Origin of the sequence: Alcaligenes sp. 13f (genome assembly GCF_020496585.1) — a bacterium.
Classification (GTDB): domain Bacteria; phylum Pseudomonadota; class Gammaproteobacteria; order Burkholderiales; family Burkholderiaceae_B; genus Alcaligenes; species Alcaligenes phenolicus.
The window spans coordinates 141,313-161,324 of record NZ_JAHKKC010000009.1; the positions used below are offsets into that span (position 1 = coordinate 141,313).

Annotated in this window: 15 protein-coding genes; 2 read left to right on the plus strand and 13 right to left on the minus strand. The window is 56.9% G+C overall.

The features are described from left to right. Positions 1 to 165: 165 nt before the first annotated feature. Positions 166 to 348, minus strand: coding sequence for a hypothetical protein (locus tag KOE80_RS09910; protein ID WP_226349027.1), 183 nt, complete (start codon positions 346 to 348; stop codon positions 166 to 168). A gap of 359 nt (positions 349 to 707) precedes the next feature. Continuing rightward, entirely contained in the window at positions 708 to 2,045 is a 1,338-nt protein-coding gene (locus KOE80_RS09915) for a PLP-dependent aminotransferase family protein (RefSeq protein ID WP_199264893.1), read from the minus strand. Between the two features lie 202 nt (positions 2,046 to 2,247). Between KOE80_RS09915 and KOE80_RS09920 the strand changes: the two genes are divergently transcribed. Beyond that, positions 2,248 to 3,444 (plus strand): MFS transporter, encoded by a 1,197-nt coding sequence (locus KOE80_RS09920; protein WP_226349028.1) that lies wholly within the window; start codon positions 2,248 to 2,250, stop codon positions 3,442 to 3,444. Between the two features lie 151 nt (positions 3,445 to 3,595). Here KOE80_RS09920 and KOE80_RS09925 read toward each other — a convergent pair whose 3' ends face one another. From KOE80_RS09925 to KOE80_RS09975, 11 genes are all read right to left on the minus strand, one after another. Then, positions 3,596 to 4,348 carry an SDR family NAD(P)-dependent oxidoreductase gene (locus KOE80_RS09925; protein WP_226349029.1) on the minus strand — a complete coding sequence of 251 codons (753 nt, stop codon included), beginning with the start codon at positions 4,346 to 4,348 and terminating at the stop codon, positions 3,596 to 3,598. Between the two features lie 112 nt (positions 4,349 to 4,460). Beyond that, positions 4,461 to 5,213: an SDR family NAD(P)-dependent oxidoreductase gene (locus KOE80_RS09930; protein WP_045930327.1), complete on the minus strand. Its 753-nt coding sequence runs from the start codon at positions 5,211 to 5,213 to the stop codon at positions 4,461 to 4,463. A gap of 37 nt (positions 5,214 to 5,250) precedes the next feature. Next, positions 5,251 to 7,950: a DUF3141 domain-containing protein gene (locus KOE80_RS09935; RefSeq protein ID WP_413228930.1), complete on the minus strand. Its 2,700-nt coding sequence runs from the start codon at positions 7,948 to 7,950 to the stop codon at positions 5,251 to 5,253. A gap of 28 nt (positions 7,951 to 7,978) precedes the next feature. Continuing rightward, on the minus strand, positions 7,979 to 9,163 hold the full coding sequence (locus KOE80_RS09940; RefSeq protein WP_226349030.1) for an acetyl-CoA C-acetyltransferase: 1,185 nt from the start codon (positions 9,161 to 9,163) through the stop codon (positions 7,979 to 7,981). A 70-nt stretch (positions 9,164 to 9,233) separates the two neighbouring features. Further along, on the minus strand, positions 9,234 to 9,980 hold the full coding sequence (gene phbB / locus KOE80_RS09945) for an acetoacetyl-CoA reductase (RefSeq protein WP_045930329.1): 747 nt from the start codon (positions 9,978 to 9,980) through the stop codon (positions 9,234 to 9,236). 5 nt (positions 9,981 to 9,985) lie between these two features. Next, on the minus strand, positions 9,986 to 10,426 hold the full coding sequence (locus KOE80_RS09950; RefSeq protein ID WP_413228931.1) for a phasin family protein: 441 nt from the start codon (positions 10,424 to 10,426) through the stop codon (positions 9,986 to 9,988). 54 nt (positions 10,427 to 10,480) lie between these two features. Next, the gene (locus tag KOE80_RS09955) at positions 10,481 to 11,605 is read right to left on the minus strand and encodes an ABC transporter permease (RefSeq protein ID WP_226349032.1); all 1,125 of its coding nucleotides are present in this window, start codon (positions 11,603 to 11,605) and stop codon (positions 10,481 to 10,483) included. Position 11,606: 1 nt separating this feature from the next. Continuing rightward, positions 11,607 to 14,348, minus strand: a complete 2,742-nt coding sequence (rbbA, locus tag KOE80_RS09960; protein ID WP_042487179.1) for a ribosome-associated ATPase/putative transporter RbbA — start codon at positions 14,346 to 14,348, stop codon at positions 11,607 to 11,609. A 3-nt stretch (positions 14,349 to 14,351) separates the two neighbouring features. Further along, positions 14,352 to 15,431 (minus strand): HlyD family secretion protein, encoded by a 1,080-nt coding sequence (locus tag KOE80_RS09965; protein ID WP_026484635.1) that lies wholly within the window; start codon positions 15,429 to 15,431, stop codon positions 14,352 to 14,354. Next, positions 15,428 to 16,933, minus strand: a complete 1,506-nt coding sequence (locus KOE80_RS09970; RefSeq protein WP_226349033.1) for an efflux transporter outer membrane subunit — start codon at positions 16,931 to 16,933, stop codon at positions 15,428 to 15,430. The genes KOE80_RS09965 and KOE80_RS09970 overlap by 4 nt, the downstream gene beginning before the upstream one ends. Before the next feature lie 136 nt (positions 16,934 to 17,069). Then, complete coding sequence (locus tag KOE80_RS09975; RefSeq protein WP_226349034.1) at positions 17,070 to 18,824, minus strand: PHA/PHB synthase family protein; 1,755 nt, start codon at positions 18,822 to 18,824, stop codon at positions 17,070 to 17,072. 465 nt (positions 18,825 to 19,289) lie between these two features. Between KOE80_RS09975 and KOE80_RS09980 the strand changes: the two genes are divergently transcribed. After that, positions 19,290 to 19,955 (plus strand): TetR/AcrR family transcriptional regulator, encoded by a 666-nt coding sequence (locus KOE80_RS09980; protein WP_035272014.1) that lies wholly within the window; start codon positions 19,290 to 19,292, stop codon positions 19,953 to 19,955. The last annotated feature ends 57 nt before the right edge of the window (positions 19,956 to 20,012 follow it).

Below are 20,012 nucleotides of genomic sequence, written 5' to 3' on the forward strand. Positions count from 1 at the left end.
CAGCAGACAGGGGCTTTCTTTAAAAAAGCGGAGAAAAGAAGCAATCTCTACAGCTCGGACCCCGCTACCGAAAACAACAAAAATACAGCTCTGATCTATCGTCATCTTTCAGCATCCCACGCTGAACGCCAAACACGTCAGGCGACTCCTTGCCTGCTCAGTCACTTAAGTAGACTCAGACAGTTTGACCCCACACGAACTGGCCCGATACCCCACACCCGACCAGACCAAGCAAAGGCAAATACCAACACAAGCAATCCCCAACCAGGCCAAAGCCAAAGCCAAAGCCAAAGCCAAAGCCAAAGCCAAAGCCAAAGCCAAAGCCAAAGCCATCAAAATCGTAAACACAGAGGGACTCTATTTTCTTTCAATAAGCCATTCGGGTTCGCCCAGGGCTGAGCGGCGAGTCAGAGTTCTTGCCGCGGGCGATTGCGGGATACGGGGTGCAAACGCCCTTCTGTTCACGCCCGACGCTTGTGATGTGTCCGGGGGACACATCACCGGGCAAGTTAAGGGCGCGCCCGTATCCTGCCATTGCCAAGGGGACCGACGCGCAGCGTCGGCAAGGACTCAGCCGCTCAGCTCTGGGGCGAACCTGAATGGCGTCTTTCAGAACGAGCCCCCTGCTACCCGCCCGAGGCGCATCAGACAAGAAAGCAATCTAAACCGAGCAAAGCAAAACGAGGCCAAGTCAATCAGCGCAACCTTTACACCCACCCCAAACAAGGCATCACCTCCTGAGTCAAATGCGCCACATTCAAGCGCATCCTGTCCTTGAAATCCTTGTCTACCGCAAACGACGATCCCGGCATCAGCAAGATCCCCTGCTGCTCCAGCCTCTCTATATAAGCCGTCAAATCCGGCATCTCCGGATGCCCGACCCACAAGAACATCCCGCCCTGCGCCGGCACATCAAATACCCAGCCGTATTCCATCAGCGCTTTCTGCGCAATTTGCTGATGCGTCATCAACTGCCGCTGAATCGCCTGCGTATGTTTTGCGTACGTGCCATCGGCCAAAATCGTATTGACGAAACGCTCGCAAAATCCCGGCACAGCCACACTGGTCAAGAGCTTTAGCCGAATCAAGGGCTCCAGCAACTGCAACCCGCAGGCGATATAGCCAATCCGCAAGGAGGCCGACAAGGACTTGGAAAAACTGCCTATATAAACCACATGCTCCAAATCCCCCAACCCTGCAAACGTCTGCCGCACGCCAGGGAAAAAATCCCCGTACACATCATCCTCAACAATCAGGAAATCGTGCTCCACCGCCAGCTTGACCACGGCAAAGGCCACCTTGGGACTCAAACCCGCCCCGGTCGGATTATGAAAGGTGCTATTGCAGAAAAAAGCCCGCACCTTGTGCCTGCCCAAAATCTGCGCCAAAGCCCCTACATCCGGCCCATCCGCCAGACGCGGCACCCCGATCGGCACGCCCCCACACAAGCGAATCAACTTGATCAAATTGCCATTACAGGGTTCATCCACCAAAACATGGTCGCCCGGAACAATCACAGTCCGCGCAATCAGATCCAGCGCTTGAGTCGCCCCCAGAGTCGTCACAATCTGCTGAGGAGAGACCTCGATCAAGGTCGATTGCCGCAGCAACATGGACAGTTGCTTGCGCAAGGGCAGATAGCCCTGAATATCGCCATACTCCACCAGACCACTGCGCCCCGAACGCGCCGTCTTGCGTATGGCCTTGGCCAAGGCATCCGTGTCCCGCCAAGGAACAGGCAACCAACCGCAGCCCAACTTGCACTGCTCGGGCTTGGCCTGCAAGATTTTGAGCAAGGGGTCCGTCGTCACCTCGGACGGGGACAAGGGCAAATGCTCCCCCAAACCCGACCAGCGCGCCACAAAATAACCGCGACCTTGCAAAGCCTCCAGCATCCCCTCGCCAACCAGACGGGTGTAAGCACTAACCACGGTGTGATGGCTCAAGCTCTCTGTCGCCATCATCTTGCGAATGGAAGGCAGTTGCTGCCCCACCGCCCATTCAGCCTGAAGAATGGCTTTCTTCAGACGTTCGTAAAAATCCATGCTGCCCGCCTCCAGTCACTGTTAGAAAAAATTAACTAACAGTTTTCAGGATAGTACACCGACTGTTCGAGACAAGGGCGTCGTGACACTCCAAAATCGTCCCGACTGCTTTTCATTTGCTGTGTTTGCATTGCCCTGCTCTCAACAACAAGGCTTGTATTCGCGCAACCTTCCACCCCAAGCTTCATCACCGTGTAGCACCATGACAGCCACCCGCCTGCCGTTTCGAACCTACCTTTATTTCCTGGCCCAATCCATCAACCTGACCACCGCCGTCATGTCCGTCACCATGGCGGCCCTGGTCGGTGGCAGTCTGGCTCCCGAACCGTGGCTATCCACCGTGCCCTACGGTTTTCAGTTCCTGTTTGTGATGCTGTTCACACTGCCTGCCTCCAGGCTGATGGCCGCCATAGGCCGGAAAAAATCCTTTTTGCTGGCCAGCCTGCCCTTGGCCGCCTCGGGTGTGGTCGGTTACTGGGCAATCGAACTGAAACAGTTTTCCTGGCTGGTGGCATCGCATGCCTTGCTGGGCATTTACATTGCCTTTGCCAACTTCAACCGCTTTGCCGCCACCGACGGACTTGGCAGCATGCTCAAACCGCGTGCTATCTCTCTGGTTGTAGCCGGAGGGGTAATTGCCGCCGTAACAGGCCCCTTGCTGATACGGAGTTTGAAAACCAGCAGTTTCGGGCCCGAGTTCGCCGCCTGCTACGCCGCCTTCACCTTGTTAGCACTGGTCTCGTTCATCCTGAATCTGTGCATCAAGGAAGTGCGGCCAGCTCGGCCTGCGGCGCGCCAGAAAACCAATCGTGGCCAGACCTTGGGCCTGGTTCTGCATAACAAGACGCTGGCTATTGCCATCTGCATCGCCGCGATTGGCTACGGCATCATGAACTTGCTGATGATTCAGGCGTCCATGCACATGTCCCATCTTCATGTGCATTTTTCAGACATCAGCACCGCGATTCAATGGCATGTGCTGGCCATGTTCGCCCCTTCTTTCTTTACCGGCATTCTGATCCAGAAATTTGGCCTGAAAACCATTGCCATCACCGGCATCCTGCTTTTGCTCGTGAGCAGCCTGGTCAATATTGTTGGTCACAGCTACACGATGCTCACCCTTTCGCTATTGATTCTGGGCTTAGGCTGGAACTTCACCTATGTGGGTGGCAGCGCCTTGCTGACGGAATCCCTCGAAGGCAAACCGCAATTTTTGGAGGTACAGGGCTTGAATGATCTGGGTGTATCCATCTGCGCCACACTGGGGGCGTTCGCACCGGCCTTTCTGTTCAGCTTTGCAGGCTGGAGCGGTACCAATATTCTGTCCGCTATTATCTGCCTGGCACTGTTGATCATGGCCGTGTTGTATATCCAGCCCCAGAAAGTTAATAAAGCCTAGAGCTGGACTCGTACGATCAAGACCATTGGCGTGAAATAAGAAGATGCCGGTATTCGCATAAAAATCGAGCACAGGCATCAGAACTTCTTTAAGCACAAACCTGCGGGGGTGGCTTCAACCATCAAATCAACAAAGCCACCTCCACGATCGCTTACTTGGCGGTATAGCCCCCATCGGCTACCAGGCACGCACCTGTCATGAAGCTGGCCCCTTCCGAGAGCAGAAAGGCGATGGTATGAGCAATCTCGTCAGAATGCCCCAGGCGACCAATCGGATGCTGAGTCACCAGATCGGCGCGTGCGGCCTCGTCATAATCAGACAGGATGGGCGTATCCACATAGCCGGGGTGAATCGTATTGATGCGTAGGCCCTTGGAGGAATACTCCAGCGCCGCCGCACGACTCAATCCGACCACGCCATGCTTGGCTGCGTTGTAAGCGGGCAAGCGCGCATTGGAGACCAGCCCCATGATGGACGACATATTCACAACCGCCCCACCACCGGCTGCCAAAATTGCCGGAATCTGATAGCGCAAACCGTAAGCCACACCATTCAGATTGGTATCAATCAGGCTGTGCCAATCGTCCAGATCCAGCTCGCCAACGGGCTTGGAACCACCCAGAATGCCTGCATTATTCACCGCAAAATGCAGGGCACCGAAGTTCTCGATGGCGCAATCAACCAGTTCCTTCACCTGATCCGGCTTAGTCACGTCCGTTACTTTCGCAACGGCCTTGCCACCGGCTTTTTCAATATCCTTGACCACCTCGTCCAGCGCACTTCGATTTCGACCCGATACCACCACAGACAAGCCATTCGCAGCCAGCAAGCGGGCTGTTGCAGCACCAATACCCGAGGTAGCGCCGGTAACCAGCGCAGAGTGACCAGAGAATGAATACTTCATCGTAGAACCCCTTAAAAAAAATAGGCCCCGCTCAAAGTGGGGCCCGGATTTTCGCTGGTTAGCCTTGAATGAAAATACTGATTTTGTTCTTGCAGCGATGTAATCCCCCAACTTAACGAGAGGTGTAACCCCCATCGGCCACCATGCAGGCGCCCGTCATGAAGCTGGCGCCGTCCGAGAGCAGGAAGGCAATAGCGTGGGCAATTTCATCGGCATGGCCCAAACGCCCAATCGGGTGTTGGGCTACCAACGCTGCACGGGCAGCATCATCAAAGCCCGACAGAATCGGGGTATCCACATAACCGGGATGGATGGTGTTGATGCGTATGCCTTTAGCGGAATATTCCAGCGCGGCAGAACGGCTCAGGCCAATCACCCCGTGTTTGGCGGCGTTGTAGCCGGGCAAAGTGGGGTTGGCCACCAGGCCCATGATGGACGACATATTCACAATCGCACCCCCACCTGCGGCCAGAATGGCGGGAATCTGATACCGCAGGCCATAAGCCACACCGTTCAGGTTGATGTCGATCAGACGACGCCAGCCGTCCAGATCCATCTCGCCAGCCGGGCCGGAATCTCCGCCCACACCCGCGTTATTAACGGCAAAGTGCAAGGCACCGAAATGCTCGATGGCGCAATCGACAGCGGCTTTCAGCTGATCGGGCTGAGTAACGTCGGCCACGTTCGCCACGGCCTTGCCACCGGCCTGCTCAATTTCCTTGACCACGGCTTGAACTGCGTCGGCCTGTACGTCCGACACAACAACCGACAGGCCATTGGCCGCCAGCAGGCGAGCCGTTGCGGCACCGATACCCGAGGCAGCCCCCGTTACCAAAACAGAGTGGCCGGAAAATGAATACTTCATACTGAAAACTCCTTCAAAAATTCACTGAAGCCAAGTCTCAAGACTTGCGCTGACGAGTCCTGGAAGCCGCGCCTGTGCTGGCAGGCTTGGTGGGAGCCTTGCCCTGCCCGGACGCTGGTGACGAACTCATTGCAGACTTGGCCTGGGGTTTGGCCGCCTCTACTTTTGCAGCGGCACCGACCTTGGTATCACCCACGGAACGAGCAGCAGGCTTGTCAGTTACAGGCTTTTCAGCTGCGGGCTTGGCTGCCGCTTGAGCCGGAATGCCTGCCGAGGTTTGGGCAAGCGGTTTAGTCGCTGGCTTGGCGGCTGGTTTCACTGGTGCTGTTGCAGCTGTTTTAGCGCTCGTGCCTGTTGACGATGTACCCGTCGATTTCGCAGCCGTTTTCTTTACCGGCTGGGCCGTCGTTGGCTTTACTGAAGCAGGAGCGGTCGACTTACTAGCCACTGCTGGCGTCGTTTTAACAGCGGCTTTCGTTGCAACCTTGCTTGCTGTTTTAGCAACGGGCTGGGTGTTTGCACTGCTCGACTTCCCGCCCTGCTCCTGCTGTTTGGCGGCCGCCTCGAACAAGCCCAACACTTCTTCAGACGCCTTGACCACGGCCTCGGGAGCCGCATCCTGCTCATCAATGGCGCTGATCAGTTTCTTGATCAGGGACGCCACCAGACGGATTTCCTCTGGCGTATGTTTGCTCAACAAGTGCGGAATCGCTTCCACAGCTTTATGACCATGATGCGCCAGCACCAAGGCCTGCTCGCGAATCGCAGCGCGCATTTTTTCAATATCAAACTTGCCAGCATCGTACTGCTCGCGCAAGCGCATGGCGGCATGGTGATAACGCTCGTCCACGCTGTTGCGCTGCTTGGCAATATGGAACAAACCGCGCAGTGCTGCCTCCAGCAAACCGCCTTCGTTCAACAAACCGTCCAGTCTGTGCATTTGCTGACGCACAAAAGCCAGATGCTCGGGCGAGCTGCCAGGATGCGGGCGTGCCGGCGCAGAATCCCCCGGAGCGTGGCCCGCCAGCGCCATCAGCAAGGGCGAGCCGTATACCGTGTCGAACCAGATCTGGTAGATGCTGTCGCGACGGTCACGGTAATTATTCAAGGCCCGTTCCATGGCCTGGGAGAAATTCTCCTGCGCTTCCAGGAACAGATTATCTTCGTCCACGGTCTGGCGCTGCTGCGCGATATTCTCGGCCCATTGATGAATCGTGGCGGCCCAGGGGTGGGCGCTGGTCCAGGACTCGTACGACAAGCGCATGGGATGCAATGCCTCCAGCAGCGCGGCGGTATAAGGCGTGGACAAAGCTTTTACCCAAGGCTTCAAGGTGCTCTTGTAAAAAGCCAGATTGATCTCCGACAGGCGGGCAGCGGCAGCAAAGCGGCGATCAGACTCGGAATCAGGCTGCACAATCTCCGTAATTTCAGCCAGGCTACTTTGACGCACCGACATCAAATACGGGTCATTCAACAAGGTGTCGTCATCAGGTGTTTCTTCAACCGTGGCCCGATAAATGCCAGCAGGCAGCAGATCAATTTGATCAATGGTGCTGGCAAACTTACGGTGCTCTTTGCTGCCCACACTGCCGGACACAAAAATACCCAAATGCCCGATACGGTCATGGGTTGTGAACACAATGGTCTGGTCGTGACTGCGTACATCATCGTCGTCCAGATACAGATCGGTGATCCAGCCCAAAGCCTGTGCAGGCGGCGTGATGTTGTCGCCAAAGGAGCTGAACACCACAATGGGCGAGCGGATATTGCGCAGGTCGATGCGGATACCGTCCGAAGTCATCAACTGAGCCGTAGACAGCTTGTTGCCGATAAACAGATTATCCACGATGTACTGCATTTCCACATCGTTCAGGAATACATAACCACCCCAGTACTTCTCGAAGCCGATATAGCGTTCGGCCTCGGTGTCCGCCTTGGCGTACACGTTGTACTGCTTGGTCCACAAGGTATTGGCCGGGTCCAGATTCTCGAAATTCTTGACCAGCCACGCGCCATCAAAACGGCCATTGCCCAGGTCGCTGGTCATGGCAGTCAACCAGCTGCCGCCCAGCAAACCACCGGCATAACGCATGGGGTTGCGACCAGCCCAATAAGACACAGGTGCACCAGCCAGAATCAGCGGGCCAAACAACTCCGGCCAGACAGCGGCGGCCATCATGACCTGCCAGCCCGCCTGACAGTTGCCGATCACCACTGGCTTGCCCTGACTTTCCGGATGCAGTTCAGCCGCTTTGCTGACAAAGGCAGCATGGGCACGCATTACATCCTCGACCGTCTGGCCGGGGACGGGGTCCGGTAAAAAACCGACGAAATAGCAAGGATGCCCTGCTTGCAGCGCGGCACCAATTTCACTGTCGGATTTGAAGCCACCGATCCCTGGCCCATGCCCGGCCCGGGGGTCCACCACCAGGAAAGGACGTTTGCTGGGATCGGTAGGCTGATCTTCCGGTGCCAGAATACGCACCATCAGATAGTTGACCGGTCGGGGAAGAGTCAGACCCGACATGACCAGTTCAGCCGGGAAGTTCAGCACATTGGGCACTTCAACCTTGCGTTGGGCCTGGTACTGATCCCCGACCTGACGCTCGATATCGGCATACAGAATGGCGCGCTGCCAGGCGTCCACAAAGTACGAGGAGACGGTCTGACCCAGGTTCCAGGGATTCATCATCCAGGAGGACCAAGCCGTGCTGTCGTCACGAGACTTATCTGTCATCATCTTCTCCCTTCAATCAGCTATCTGTTCAAGCGGCCTCAATGGCAATAGCGACGCCTTGACCACCGCCAATGCACAAGGTGACCAGACCTTTCTGGGCACCACGGCGACGCATTTCATGAACCAGCGTCACCAGTACGCGCGCGCCGGAAGCCCCAATGGGGTGACCCAAAGCAATGGCGCCGCCATTGACGTTGACCTTGTTCATATCCCACTGCAAGTCTTTGGCTACCGCCAGCGACTGGGCGGCAAAGGCTTCATTGGCTTCGATCAGATCCAGTTGATCCAGTTCCCAACCTACCTTTTTCAAGACCTTGCGGCTGGCCGAGACAGGACCAATACCCATGATGGCCGGGTCTACACCCGTGCTGGCCCAGCCACGAATCCAGGCCAGAACGGGCAGGCCCAATTCCTTGGCTTTTTCTGCACTGGCCAGCAATAGCACGGCAGCGCCATCGTTAATGGTGGACGCATTGCCCGCTGTGACCGTGCCCTCTTTCTTGAAGGCGGGACGCAGCTTGGCCAAGGATTCCAGGGTGGTTTGTGCGCGTGGTTGCTCGTCGGCCTCGACACGGACTGGGTCGCCTTTGCGCTGGGGCACGTCGATCGGGGTGATCTCGTCCTTGAAGCGTCCGGCTTCCATGGCCGCGACCGCTTTACGCTGGGATTCCACCGCAAACGCATCCTGCTGTTCACGGGTGATGCCGTAACGCTCGGCCAGGTTTTCTGCCGTGATACCCATGTGGTAGTTGTGGAAAGCGTCGGTCAGGCCGTCACGCAGCAAGGTGTCGTCCATCATGGCGTGGCCCAGACCCAGGCCGGTACGTGCCTTGTGCACGACAAAGGGAGCCAGACTCATGCTTTCCTGACCACCGGCCAGCACCAGCTCGGCATCGCCCAACGCGATAGCCTGCGCCGCCAGATGCACGGCTTTCAAACCCGAGCCGCACAGCTTGTTCAGGGACATGGAGGGAACTTCATAAGGCAGGCCAGCTTTCACGGCGGCCTGACGGGCCGGGTTCTGACCCGCTCCGGCGGTCAGAATCTGGCCCAGAATGACCTCATCAATCTGCTCGGCTGCCACGCCCGTGCTCTGGAGCACGGCACGGATCAGTTGTGCGCTCAAATCGTGGGCGGGCACCGTAGACAGCCCCCCTTGAAAGCGGCCGATGGGGGTACGAGTCGCAGCAACAATCGCGATATCTTTGTGCATATCCATTCCTTTTGTAAGTCCCAGGCCCGACAAGCGGGCCCATACAGGCAGCAGCCGAACAGAGTCGGGCTTAGTACATATGCTGGCCGCCATTCATGGCGACATTACTACCTGTCATAAATCCGGCTGCTTCGCTGGCAATAAAGGTCACCAGCGCCGCAATTTCCTCGGGCTTGCCCAAACGGCCAACCGGAATGCCCGCGATAATGCTGTTACGCACATCTTCAGGCACGGCCATGACCATTTTCGTGGCCAGATAACCGGGGGAAATCGTGTTTACCGTCACGCCCTTGCGCGCCACTTCCTGAGCCAGCGCCTTGGTAAAGCCGTGCATCCCTGCCTTGGCGGCCGAGTAATTGGTTTGGCCGAACTGGCCCTTGCTGCCATTGATGGACGAGATGTTGATGATCCGGCCCCAGGTACGCTCCAGCATGCCGTCGATAAAGGGCTTGGTCACGTTGAACACCGAGTCCAGATTGACGCGCAGCACATCGTCCCACTTGTCTTTGCTGAGCTTGCGGAACGTGCCATCGCGCGTGATACCGGCGTTATTGATCAGGATGTCGACCTGCAGGCCATCCTTCTCGATGGCTTGTGCCATCTGCTGGCACGATTCGAAGTCGGCCACATCAACGTGATAGCCCTGGAACACGTAACCTGCATCGGCCTGCTCTTTTAGCCAGACCTGGGCATCGGCCTCACTGCGCGAGTGAGTCACCAGGACTTGGTGGCCCGCATCATGCAGGGCACGGGCAATCTCTTGACCCAGACCGCCCATCCCACCTGTCACCAACGCCGTGCGTTTAACCGTAGACATACCGCTCATGCTCCCTTTTTAGTGTCAGAGGCGCTGGCAGCATTTGCCCAAGGAGCGCCCCACTGCTTGAAAATATCCATCACAGGCACGGCTGCACTGGTGTCACTGACGACCGCCAACACCGACTTTTGCCAGGCTTCCAGCGCTTGCTGCAAACCGGAGGTGAACTCGGTCTGGTTCTGAATTGCCAATTGATTGATGGTCTGGCTGTCGTTGACCCCATGCTGGAACAAGCGCCAGAACGTGTCGGCGGGCAAGGTGGCCAAGGATTGCCAGTTGCCGGTTTGCAGCAAGCCCTCGATTTCAGCCGTGGTCTGCTCCATGCTGCGCAAATTGCTTTTCTGTACGGATGCCAGCCAGCGATGCCCCCCTTCCTGCAGCAGGCGGGTGATACGCAATTGCAACTCGACATTGGCCTTGTACAGATCCAGGGGAAGTGTTTCCATGCTCATCGAAATCTCCTTAAAGGAAAAAAGTGCCCCCTAACGGGGCCCAGTCCATCAAGCCATCTGAGAGATGGTGTTACGAAAACGCCGCAGTGACAGGAGGAACAACACTGTCCCGATCACCAGCAGGGCTAAAAAGGGTTGCCATACGGTTTCAATCCCTGCGCCACGGAACAAAATGGCCTGACCCAAGGACACGAAGTGCGTGGTGGGAGCCAGCTGCATCAGGTTCTGAACAATTTCAGGCATGCTTTCGCGGGGGGTGCGTCCACCCGAGAGCAAGTTCATGGGCAGCAAGGTCAGCATCAGAAGCAAACCGAATTGCGGCATGCTGCGCGACAAGGTGGCCAGATAAATCCCCATGGAAGTCATGGCAAACAAGCACAACACCGCGCCGCACAAGAACAGCGGGATGGAGCCTTCAATCGGTACGCCCAACAGGCCCCGCACCACAAAGTTCAGCGAAGCCGCCGTCGCCACCAGCACGACCAGCCCCATGGCCGTGACCTTGGACGCCATGATCTCGCCTGGCGTGACAGGCATCACCAGCAAGTGTTCGATCGTGCCATGCTCGCGCTCCCGAATCAGGGCGGCGCCGGTCAGGATGATGGACAGCATCGCCACCGAGTTGATGACCTCGGCAATACTGCCAAACCAGGCTTTTTCCAGCGTGGGGTTAAAGCGCACGCGCAAGGCCAGATCAACCGGCAAGGTGTCCACACTGCGGTAACGCCGCACGAACTCGTTGACCTCGCCCATGACCACCTGCTGGATGTAGTTATTGCCGGTAAAGGCCTGACTCATGCGAGTGGCATCAATGTTCAACTGCACTTCGGGACTACGTCCAGCCAGCACATCACGCTGGAAACCAGGCGGAATGTTCAGCACAAACGTGAACTCTCCGGTATCCATGCCCGAGTCCATTTCTCCGTACTCGATCATGCGCGGGTGAATGAATTCCGGCGGATAAAAGGCCGAGCTGATCCGGGCCGACAAGGGACTTTGATCCTGATCCACAATCGCAATGGGCGCATTGTTCAGGGTTTCGGGCTGAGCCGTTGCCGAGGTGTAGATCGAGACCGAAAACACATACACGATGAGCAGCAGCATCATGGGGTCGCGGGCCAGACTCCATAGTTCCTTGCGCCCCAACAACAGTACATTCTTGAGTTTTCTCATCTCACTTCTCCTGCTTTTTCAGCAGCATGACTGCCGCGCCCAGGACCACCGGAATCGCCAACAACAAAGCGAACAAGGCACCATGCAAGTCCGAAAAAGCCAAGGCCTTGTTGAACACACCGCGGCTGATATTGAACATATGGGTGGCCGGGTAGATCTCGCCCGCCCAGCGGCTGATTCCTTCCATGGAGGACACCGGGTTCAACAAACCAGACAGTTGTGTGGCAGGCAGCATGGTGCCGATCATGGCAAAGAACATGGCAGCGATCTGACTCTTGGTGACGGTAGACGCAACCAGGCCCATGCCGGTTGAAATCACACAGAACATCAAGGTGGCCAGGCTAAGGGTCAGGAAGCTACCCTTGATCGGAACATCAAAAACTGTGATCGCCAGCAAACACATGCATAGAAAGTTGATCATCGCCAGGCCAATGTAGGGAATCTGCTTGCCCAGCAAGAACTCCACACGCGTCACCGGCGTGACGTACAGATTGATGATGGAACCCAGTTCTTTCTCGCGCACCACCGATAGCGCTGTCAGCATGGCCGGCAGCATCAGCAAGAGCACCGGAATCACGGCGGGAACCATGGCCGGCAAGCTCTTGACGTCCGGGTTGTAGCGGTAACGGTCCTGGATACTGGCCGGTACCACCAAGGCCCCCGCTCCCAGACGTTCCTTGGCCTGTGTCACCAGCCATTGCTGGTGCATGGCTTTCACATAACCCTGGATAGTCTCGGCACGGGTAGGCATGGAGCCATCTACCCAGGCGGCAATTTCAGGATTGCTGCCACGTAGAACATCGCGCCCGAAACCGGGGGGAATCTCAATGGCCAGCGCGATCTTGCCGCGTCGCATCCTGTTATCCAGATCCTGATAGTCCGTCAACGGAGGCTGCTCCAGAAAATAGCGTGAACCGGACAGGTTCAAGGCGTAGTTCTGGCTGATGCTGGTTTGGTCACGGTCCAGCACGGCGTAGCGCAAATCCTCTACGTCCAGCGTAATACCAAAGCCCATCACGAACAGCAGAATCAAGGAGCCGGCCAAGGCCAAGGTGGCACGCACCGGATCGCGGCGCAGTTCCAGCGCTTCGCGCCAGGTGTAGCTCAACAAACGTTGCAGGCTAAAGCGATCGCGCTTGTCGCTATGCTCCTGCCCTTGGGCTGCGACGACTTGTTCTGTAGCGGGCTCCACTTCAGGTTCCGGACCGCTGGCTTCCAGCAAGTAGCCGATAAAGGCTTCTTCCAGATTCGCGGCACCCCGCTTTTTCACCAGATTGGCAGGCGTGTCGCTATCGAGCACCTTGCCAGCGTGCATCATGGACATGCGGTCACAACGCTCCGCCTCGTTCATGAAGTGGGTGGAAATGAAAATCGTGACCTTGTCGCGGCGGGACAGCTCGATCAGCAAACGCCAGAAGTTATCGCGCGCCACCGGGTCCACCCCGGAGGTCGGCTCGTCCAGAATCAGCAGCTCTGGCTTGTGCACCATGGCCACGGCCAAGGACAAACGCTGACGCATGCCCAGAGGAATGGCATCGGGCAGGCGGTCCAGAATCTGGCCCAGCTCAAAGCGTTCCACCATTTCAGCTACCCGGCCCTCCACCTCGTCCTCGGGGACGTGGAACAACTGGGCGTGCAGTACCAGGTTTTGTCGAACCGTCAGCTCGCTGTACAGGGAGAAAGCCTGCGACATATAGCCCACGCGACGGCGGGTATCAATATCTTTGGGATTCACCTCGTGGCCGAACAACCAGGCCTGACCCTCGGATGCGGGCAGCAAGCCGGTCAGCATCTTCATGGTGGTGGACTTGCCGCAACCATTTGATCCCAGAAAGCCAAAAATCTCGCCACGACGAATACGGAAGGACACATTGTCCACGGCGGTAAAGTCGCCAAAGCGAATCGTCAGTCCTTCGGCTTCAATGGCGATATCGTCTGCATCCACATCCAGCGGAGGGATTTCTACGGCCTTATGGCCTTGGCGCTTGTCCTCAGGCAAAAGGCGGATAAAAGCCTGCTCCAGACTTTTGCTCTCCGTGCGTTCCAGCAACTCGTTAGGCGACCCTGTTGCCAGAATCTTGCCGTCATCCATGGCGACCAGCCAATCAAAGCGTTGGGCTTCGTCCATATAGGCGGTGGCCACGATCACGCTCATGCTGGGGCGTTCGATACGAATGCGCTCGATCAAGTCCCAGAACTGCTTACGGGCCAAGGGGTCTACGCCTGTCGTCGGTTCATCCAGCAGCAAAAAATCCGGATCGTGAATCAATGCGCAGCACAGACCCAGCTTTTGCTTCATACCGCCTGATAACTTGCCTGCGGGCCGTGTCAGAAAAGGATGCAGACCCGTGCTACGCGTCAGATCGTCAATTCGACGACGGCGCTCGGCAGCATCATGCCCGAACAGACGGCCAAAAAACTGCAGGTTTTCTTCCACCGACAAGGTGGGATACAAGTTCTTGCCCAAGCCTTGAGGCATATAGGCAATGCGCGGACAAATCTGGTCGCGATGGCTTTTTTCCGCCATATCGCCACCCAGCACTTCAATACGGCCTTCCTGAATCACGCGGGCACCAGCCAGCAGGGACAGCAAGCTGGACTTGCCCACGCCGTCAGGACCAATCAGTCCGACCATGCAAGCAGCAGGAACATCCAGGCTTAAACGATCCAGTGCGAGCGTGTCGCCATAACGCTGACTCAGCTCAACAACGCGAGCAACGGCCGCCGCTTGCTGCTTGGGCATGGTTTACTCCGTCAAGGTAGAAGTCAGCGACTCAGGCCAGCTGGCATTGGGGTCCAGCTTGACCCAGGCCACGCCGGGCAAGCCGGTCTTGACTTGCTCCAGGTGCTTTTTCAGCAGCTCGGGGGCGATCTGGGCCTTGACTCGGAACATCAGCTTTTGACGCTCCGAAGCCGTTTCCACACTCTTGGGGGTGAACTGGGCGGAGCTGGCCACAAAAGACACAGTCGCTGGAACCGGGATATCAGGAATGGCATCCAGAACCAGTCGCACCTCCGTACCCAAGGCCACCTTGCCGGCCACTTCGCTAGGCAGGAAGAAGGTCATGTATACATCGGACAGGTCCAGCACATTCAGCACACGGCCACCGGCACCCAGCACTTCACCGGGTTGGGCAACACGGAATTGCACACGGCCATCGCGGGGGCTGACCAGCTCACTGTCGCGCAAGTCGGCTTCGATACGAGCCACAGCCGCCTTGGCGGCTTCCACGGCAGACTGGGCACCAATCAACTGAGCCTTGGCAGCATTAATGGCGGCTTCTGCGGCATTGGCCTGAGCCTTGGTAGCGGCAACGGCAGCCTGAGCACCCCGCACACGGGCACGGTCATCATCCAGTTCCTGAGCCGAAGCCGCACCTTCTTTGGACAAGGTAGTAGAACGGGCCAGACGACGTTGAGCCGCATCCAGCTCCGACTCACGCTGACCAATCAAGGCTTTGGCAGCGATGGCATCGCTTTCGCGCAAGGCCACTTGGGCCTGAGAGGCCGCCACATTGTTTTCAGCCTGACGCAAACCGGCCACCGCTTCATCACGAGCCGCTTCCAGGCTGTCCTGCTGCATGATGGCCAGTACTTCGCCTTCTTTCACAAAGTCGCCCTCGTGAGCGGCAATGCTCTGGATACGTCCGGCAAATTTGGTGGAGATATCAATCTCGGTCGCTTCGATACGGCCATTGCCGCTGACAAAGCCATCGCCAGGGCCGGTGTTGGACATTTTCTGCCATGCCCACCAGCCCAGGCCCAGAACCCCGGCAACGATTAGGACAGGAACAAGATTTTTTTTCAAAGAAGATTGTTTGCTCATAGCTGGCTCGAGGATGGATCCGAATTAGAGGATGTATGGGTGTTAGTCAGGGGCTCGGCGGGGTCCAGCCCACCGCCCAGGGCGCTGTACATGGCAATCTGGCTGGCCAGGAGCGCACGGCGCGTTTGCACCACCTGCTGCTCCACATCCAGCAAGTCACGCTGCGCATCCAGCACTTCCAGATAGGCAGCCGAACCGTTGTCGTAACGCATCTGCGCCAGCCGGGCGCGCTCGGTCTGGGCGCCACGGGCCACCAGTTGAACTTCCAGCTGCTGGCTTAACCAATGACGAGTCGACAAGGCATCCGACACTTCGCGGAAGGCCGTTTGAATGGCTTTCTCGTACTCCGCGATACGCATGTCACGACGCACGTAAGAGACATCCAGATTGGCGCTGCGACGGCCACCATCAAAGATAGGCAGGGAAATCGTAGGAGCGAACATCCAGGCTTTGCTGCCCGAATCAAACAGGCCATCCAGCTCGGCGCTGGCGGTGCCAAAATTGCCGGTCAAGGCAATGCGGGGGAAGAAAGCGGCGCGGGCTGCACCGATGTTGGCGTTGGCAGCACGCAGCTTGTGTTCAGCCGCAATAATGTCAGGACGCCAGACCATCAGATCGGACGGCAAGCCGGGCGCCAGCTCGGCCAGCATGATGTTTTCATTCAAAGGCGCGCCCGTTGGGGACACACCCGGATCGGCGCCCAGCAACTGTTGCAGAGCATGCAGTTGCACCGCACGTTGCTGTTCCAGCTGGGCCAGCATGGACTGAGCCTGCGTCAGCAAGGTTTGCACCTGCGTCACATCCAGCTTGGACGTTGCGCCCACTTCATAGCGACGGGAGAAAATGCGGTAGGACTCCTGACGAGTCTCTACGCTTTTGCGGGCAATCCGCACACGCTCGTCCAGCTCGCGCACCACAATATAGTTATTGGCCACTTGCGAGACCAAAGCCACATGCACGGCTTGTCGGCCTGCCTCGGTAGCCAGCCAGCCTTGCAAGGCGGCATCTTCCAGGCTACGTACACGGCCCCACAAATCCAGCTCCCAACTGGTCAGGCCGACCTGGGCGCGATAATCGCCGCCCGTCACAGCCTGGCCGCTGGGGTTCATATCACCGGGCACACGCGAACGTGCAGTCTGACCATTCACAGTGAATTCAGGAAAGCGTTCGCTGCGCTGCAAATTCAACATGGCACGGGCTTCGTCCACCCGTAACACCGCCACTCGCATATCGCGGTTATTTTCCAGCGCCGTCTCAATGAGCTTGCTCAGAACCGGATCTTTAAAGTATTCACGCCAGCCCAGATCGCGCGCTCGCACCGCACTGGCCTGACCCGCGGACAGATCCGGGTAGGCTTGTGGAACGGGGGAAGCGGGCTGTTCGTAATCGGGTGCCATCGAGGCACAACCCGCCAGGGCAAGCAGCAAGGCAGCCAGCGCGAAATGAGGGCGACGCGCAGCGCTTCGGTGCTTGATACTCAAATCGTAGGTCTGTGGGGCCATTGGAAAAATGCCTAATGAGAAAAAGGAGAACTGCCGTCAAGGCAAAACAGCACGTCAGCGACAGGCTTTGCGCCTGTTGCCGACATAAAACAGAGTGGCAAGCCCACTGCTTGGCGGGCCTGTACAAACTGACTGCTTATTTCACTAATACGTATTGACCGGGTGCCGGGCAAACGGGGGCATAGCCCTGTTTGGCCGCACCCATTTGCGGTGGTTTGACCTCCGCACCCGAGCGCGCTTTCAACCACTCAGTCCAGGCGGGCCACCAGGAACCCTGATGCGAGGCCGCTTGCGCTTGCCAGTCGTCCACCAGAACGGGGGCGGTACCGGCTGCACGGGTATGTATCTGGTATTTGCGACGCGGATGACCCGGCGTGCTGACAATGCCGGCGTTATGCCCGCCGGTGGTCAATACAAAGGTGATCTCGGAAGGCACCAGATAATGCAGTTTGTAAACGGAACGCCAAGGTGCAACGTGATCGGAAACCGTGCCAACGCAAAAAACAGGCAAATTAACTTGCGCCAGAGAAACGATACGGCCTTCAACCGGATAACGGTTTTGACTTAAATCATTATTCAAATACATGCGACGCAAATATTGCGAATGCATGGTGGCGGGCATACGCGTGGCATCGGCATTCCATGCCATCAAATCATTTAAAGGACGACGTTCGCCTAATAAATATTTATTAACCATGGGCGCCCACAATAAATCAGCGGAGCGCAGCATTTGAAAAGCCGCTTCCATCTGATTGGCGCGCAAGTAACCCTCGTCGGCCATCTGGGCTTCCAGCAAGCTGACCTGGCTTTCGTCAATGAACAGGGACAAATCGCCCGGCTCGGAAAAGTCGGTTTGGGCCGCAAAAAACGTCAGGGAGGCAAGCCTGTCGTCTCCATCGCGTGCCATGGCAGCCGCGGCAATCGCCAGCAAGGTGCCGCCCAGGCAATAGCCGGTGGCGTGGATTTTCTGGCCGGGAACAATGGCGTTGACAGCATCCAGGCTGGCCTTCCAGCCCAGGCGAATGTAGTCGTCCATCCCGAAGGCATGATCTTCGGCAAGCGGGTTTTTCCAGGACAGGCAAAACACCGTGTGGCCTTGATCCACCAGGTATTTGATCAGGGAATTTTGTTCGGACAGATCCAGGATGTAGTACTTCATGATCCAGGCCGGAACGATCAGCACAGGCTCTGGATGGACCTGCTTGGTAGAAGGCGTGTACTGGATCAGTTCCACCAGCTCGTTACGTAGTACCACCTTGCCCGGCGTGGCCGCCACATCCTTGCCGACCACAAAATCTTCGGTGCCTACGGGCGGTTCACCCGCGAACTGGGCCTGCATATCCTGCTGCCAGTTCTCCAGGCCACGGCTGAAGTTATCCCCCTGTTCTGCAAGGGTTTTATCCCACACCAAGGGGTTGGTCCAGGCAAAGTTGCTGGGGCTGAGCATGTTCAACCATTGCTCTGCACCAAAGGCAATCAGTTTTTGATGATGAGGCTCCACACCGGCTACGCCTTCCGTGGCACTTTGCCACCACTGCTGCTGCGCCTGATAGGTTTGTCGCAGCAAATTAAAAGGCCAACGATCCCAGGCGGGGTCCGAAAAGCGGCGGTCGGTATAGGCAGGCGCTGCAGCTTGCTCTGAGGTTTGCAAAGACGACTGGGCCGATGCGGCCAGCTCCTCGCTCCATTCACGAAATAGCTGTTCCCATTGGCTTTGCGCCAACTGCCGCAACTGTTCTTGTTTGCCAGGGCTAAGGGCCAGATGACGTATCCAGTCCATCCAGGCAAGAAACTGCGATTCGGGGGAGATGGAACTCCAGATACGAGCCCAGGCGGCTCGTGCGGATGCGTCTAACTGCTCAGTCTGATCAAGGGACTGCCTGCTAACCATTGCCACTCCGCAAAAAGTACATACAAAAAGCAGATACGACTGCTTAGTCTTTTTAATAATACACCAGTTTACATCTAAACTTTTTGTATGCAGGCCTTTTAATAAAGAGCCATAAAAAACCTTTGCGTTAGATCAAGTTCATGGCAGATAAAAAACGACCAGCCTCAGCCACATTTGTTGTTATACCGTGCCTGTTATGGAATAGGGAAATAAAAACAAGTGAAAAAACAAATAAAGCCTCACTAAAAAACTCAGGCTTTTAAAAAAAACAAAGGCGATGCAATCCAGTGAAACAAGCGGTAACCCAGACTCATGGCACAACTATTATTTCCACAGCAATGTGACAAAACAAGCACAGCCCCTCGTCAAGCCCTCAAGCCGCAGCCAGGCTGGCTTGCCATCGGCCTGGGACAAGTGGCCTGATATACTGCAAGCCCCATATCTTGCCCATCCCCACAGGATGACATGACAGACACGCACCAAAATAAACCTCCTAAAAACGAAAGCACAAACAAGCGACGTTACTTACCGTCAGCTGAGCGCAAACGCGAAATCCTGAAAGCCGCTTTTGAAGAGTTTTCTCATCGGGGATTTCTGGGTACTTCGCTGGAGCGCATCGCCGCGCGCGCCGGGATATCCAAGTCCGGCATCTACGCGCACTACAGCAGCAAAGATGAAGTGTTCGAGGACATGCTCCACAGCACTCTGCTGCCGCCTGATGGCAATACCTTTGAGTTATCCGATACCTCCGAGGCAGACACCCTGTCCTGTATCGTGGATGAGTACCTGCACCAGTTGTATGAACGCCTGTCCAACCCGGACGTGCAAGCCATGTTCAGGCTTTTGATGACAGAAAGTGGCCGCGTGCCGGATCTGGCCCATTACTGGGGCAAACAGCTCCTGAGCCAGAACTACACCGCCAATCAGGCGTTTTTTGAACTGGGCATCCAGCGAGGTCTCATCCGCCCCGACGTCAGTTCCTCCGACTACATCCTGGCCGCCTCTCCCTCCCTGATGTGGCTGATGGTTTTGCTGGTTCTGGGACCACAGAACTCGCCCGTGCCCTTTGAAGAAGTACACCAGTTGCACAAGCGCTTGCTGATAGAGTGCCTGCAACCTGCATCGGCCTAAGGGCTGCTCATCAAGAACGAGCCAAACAAGTTCGTTTGCTTTGGCAAGCGGGCTTGT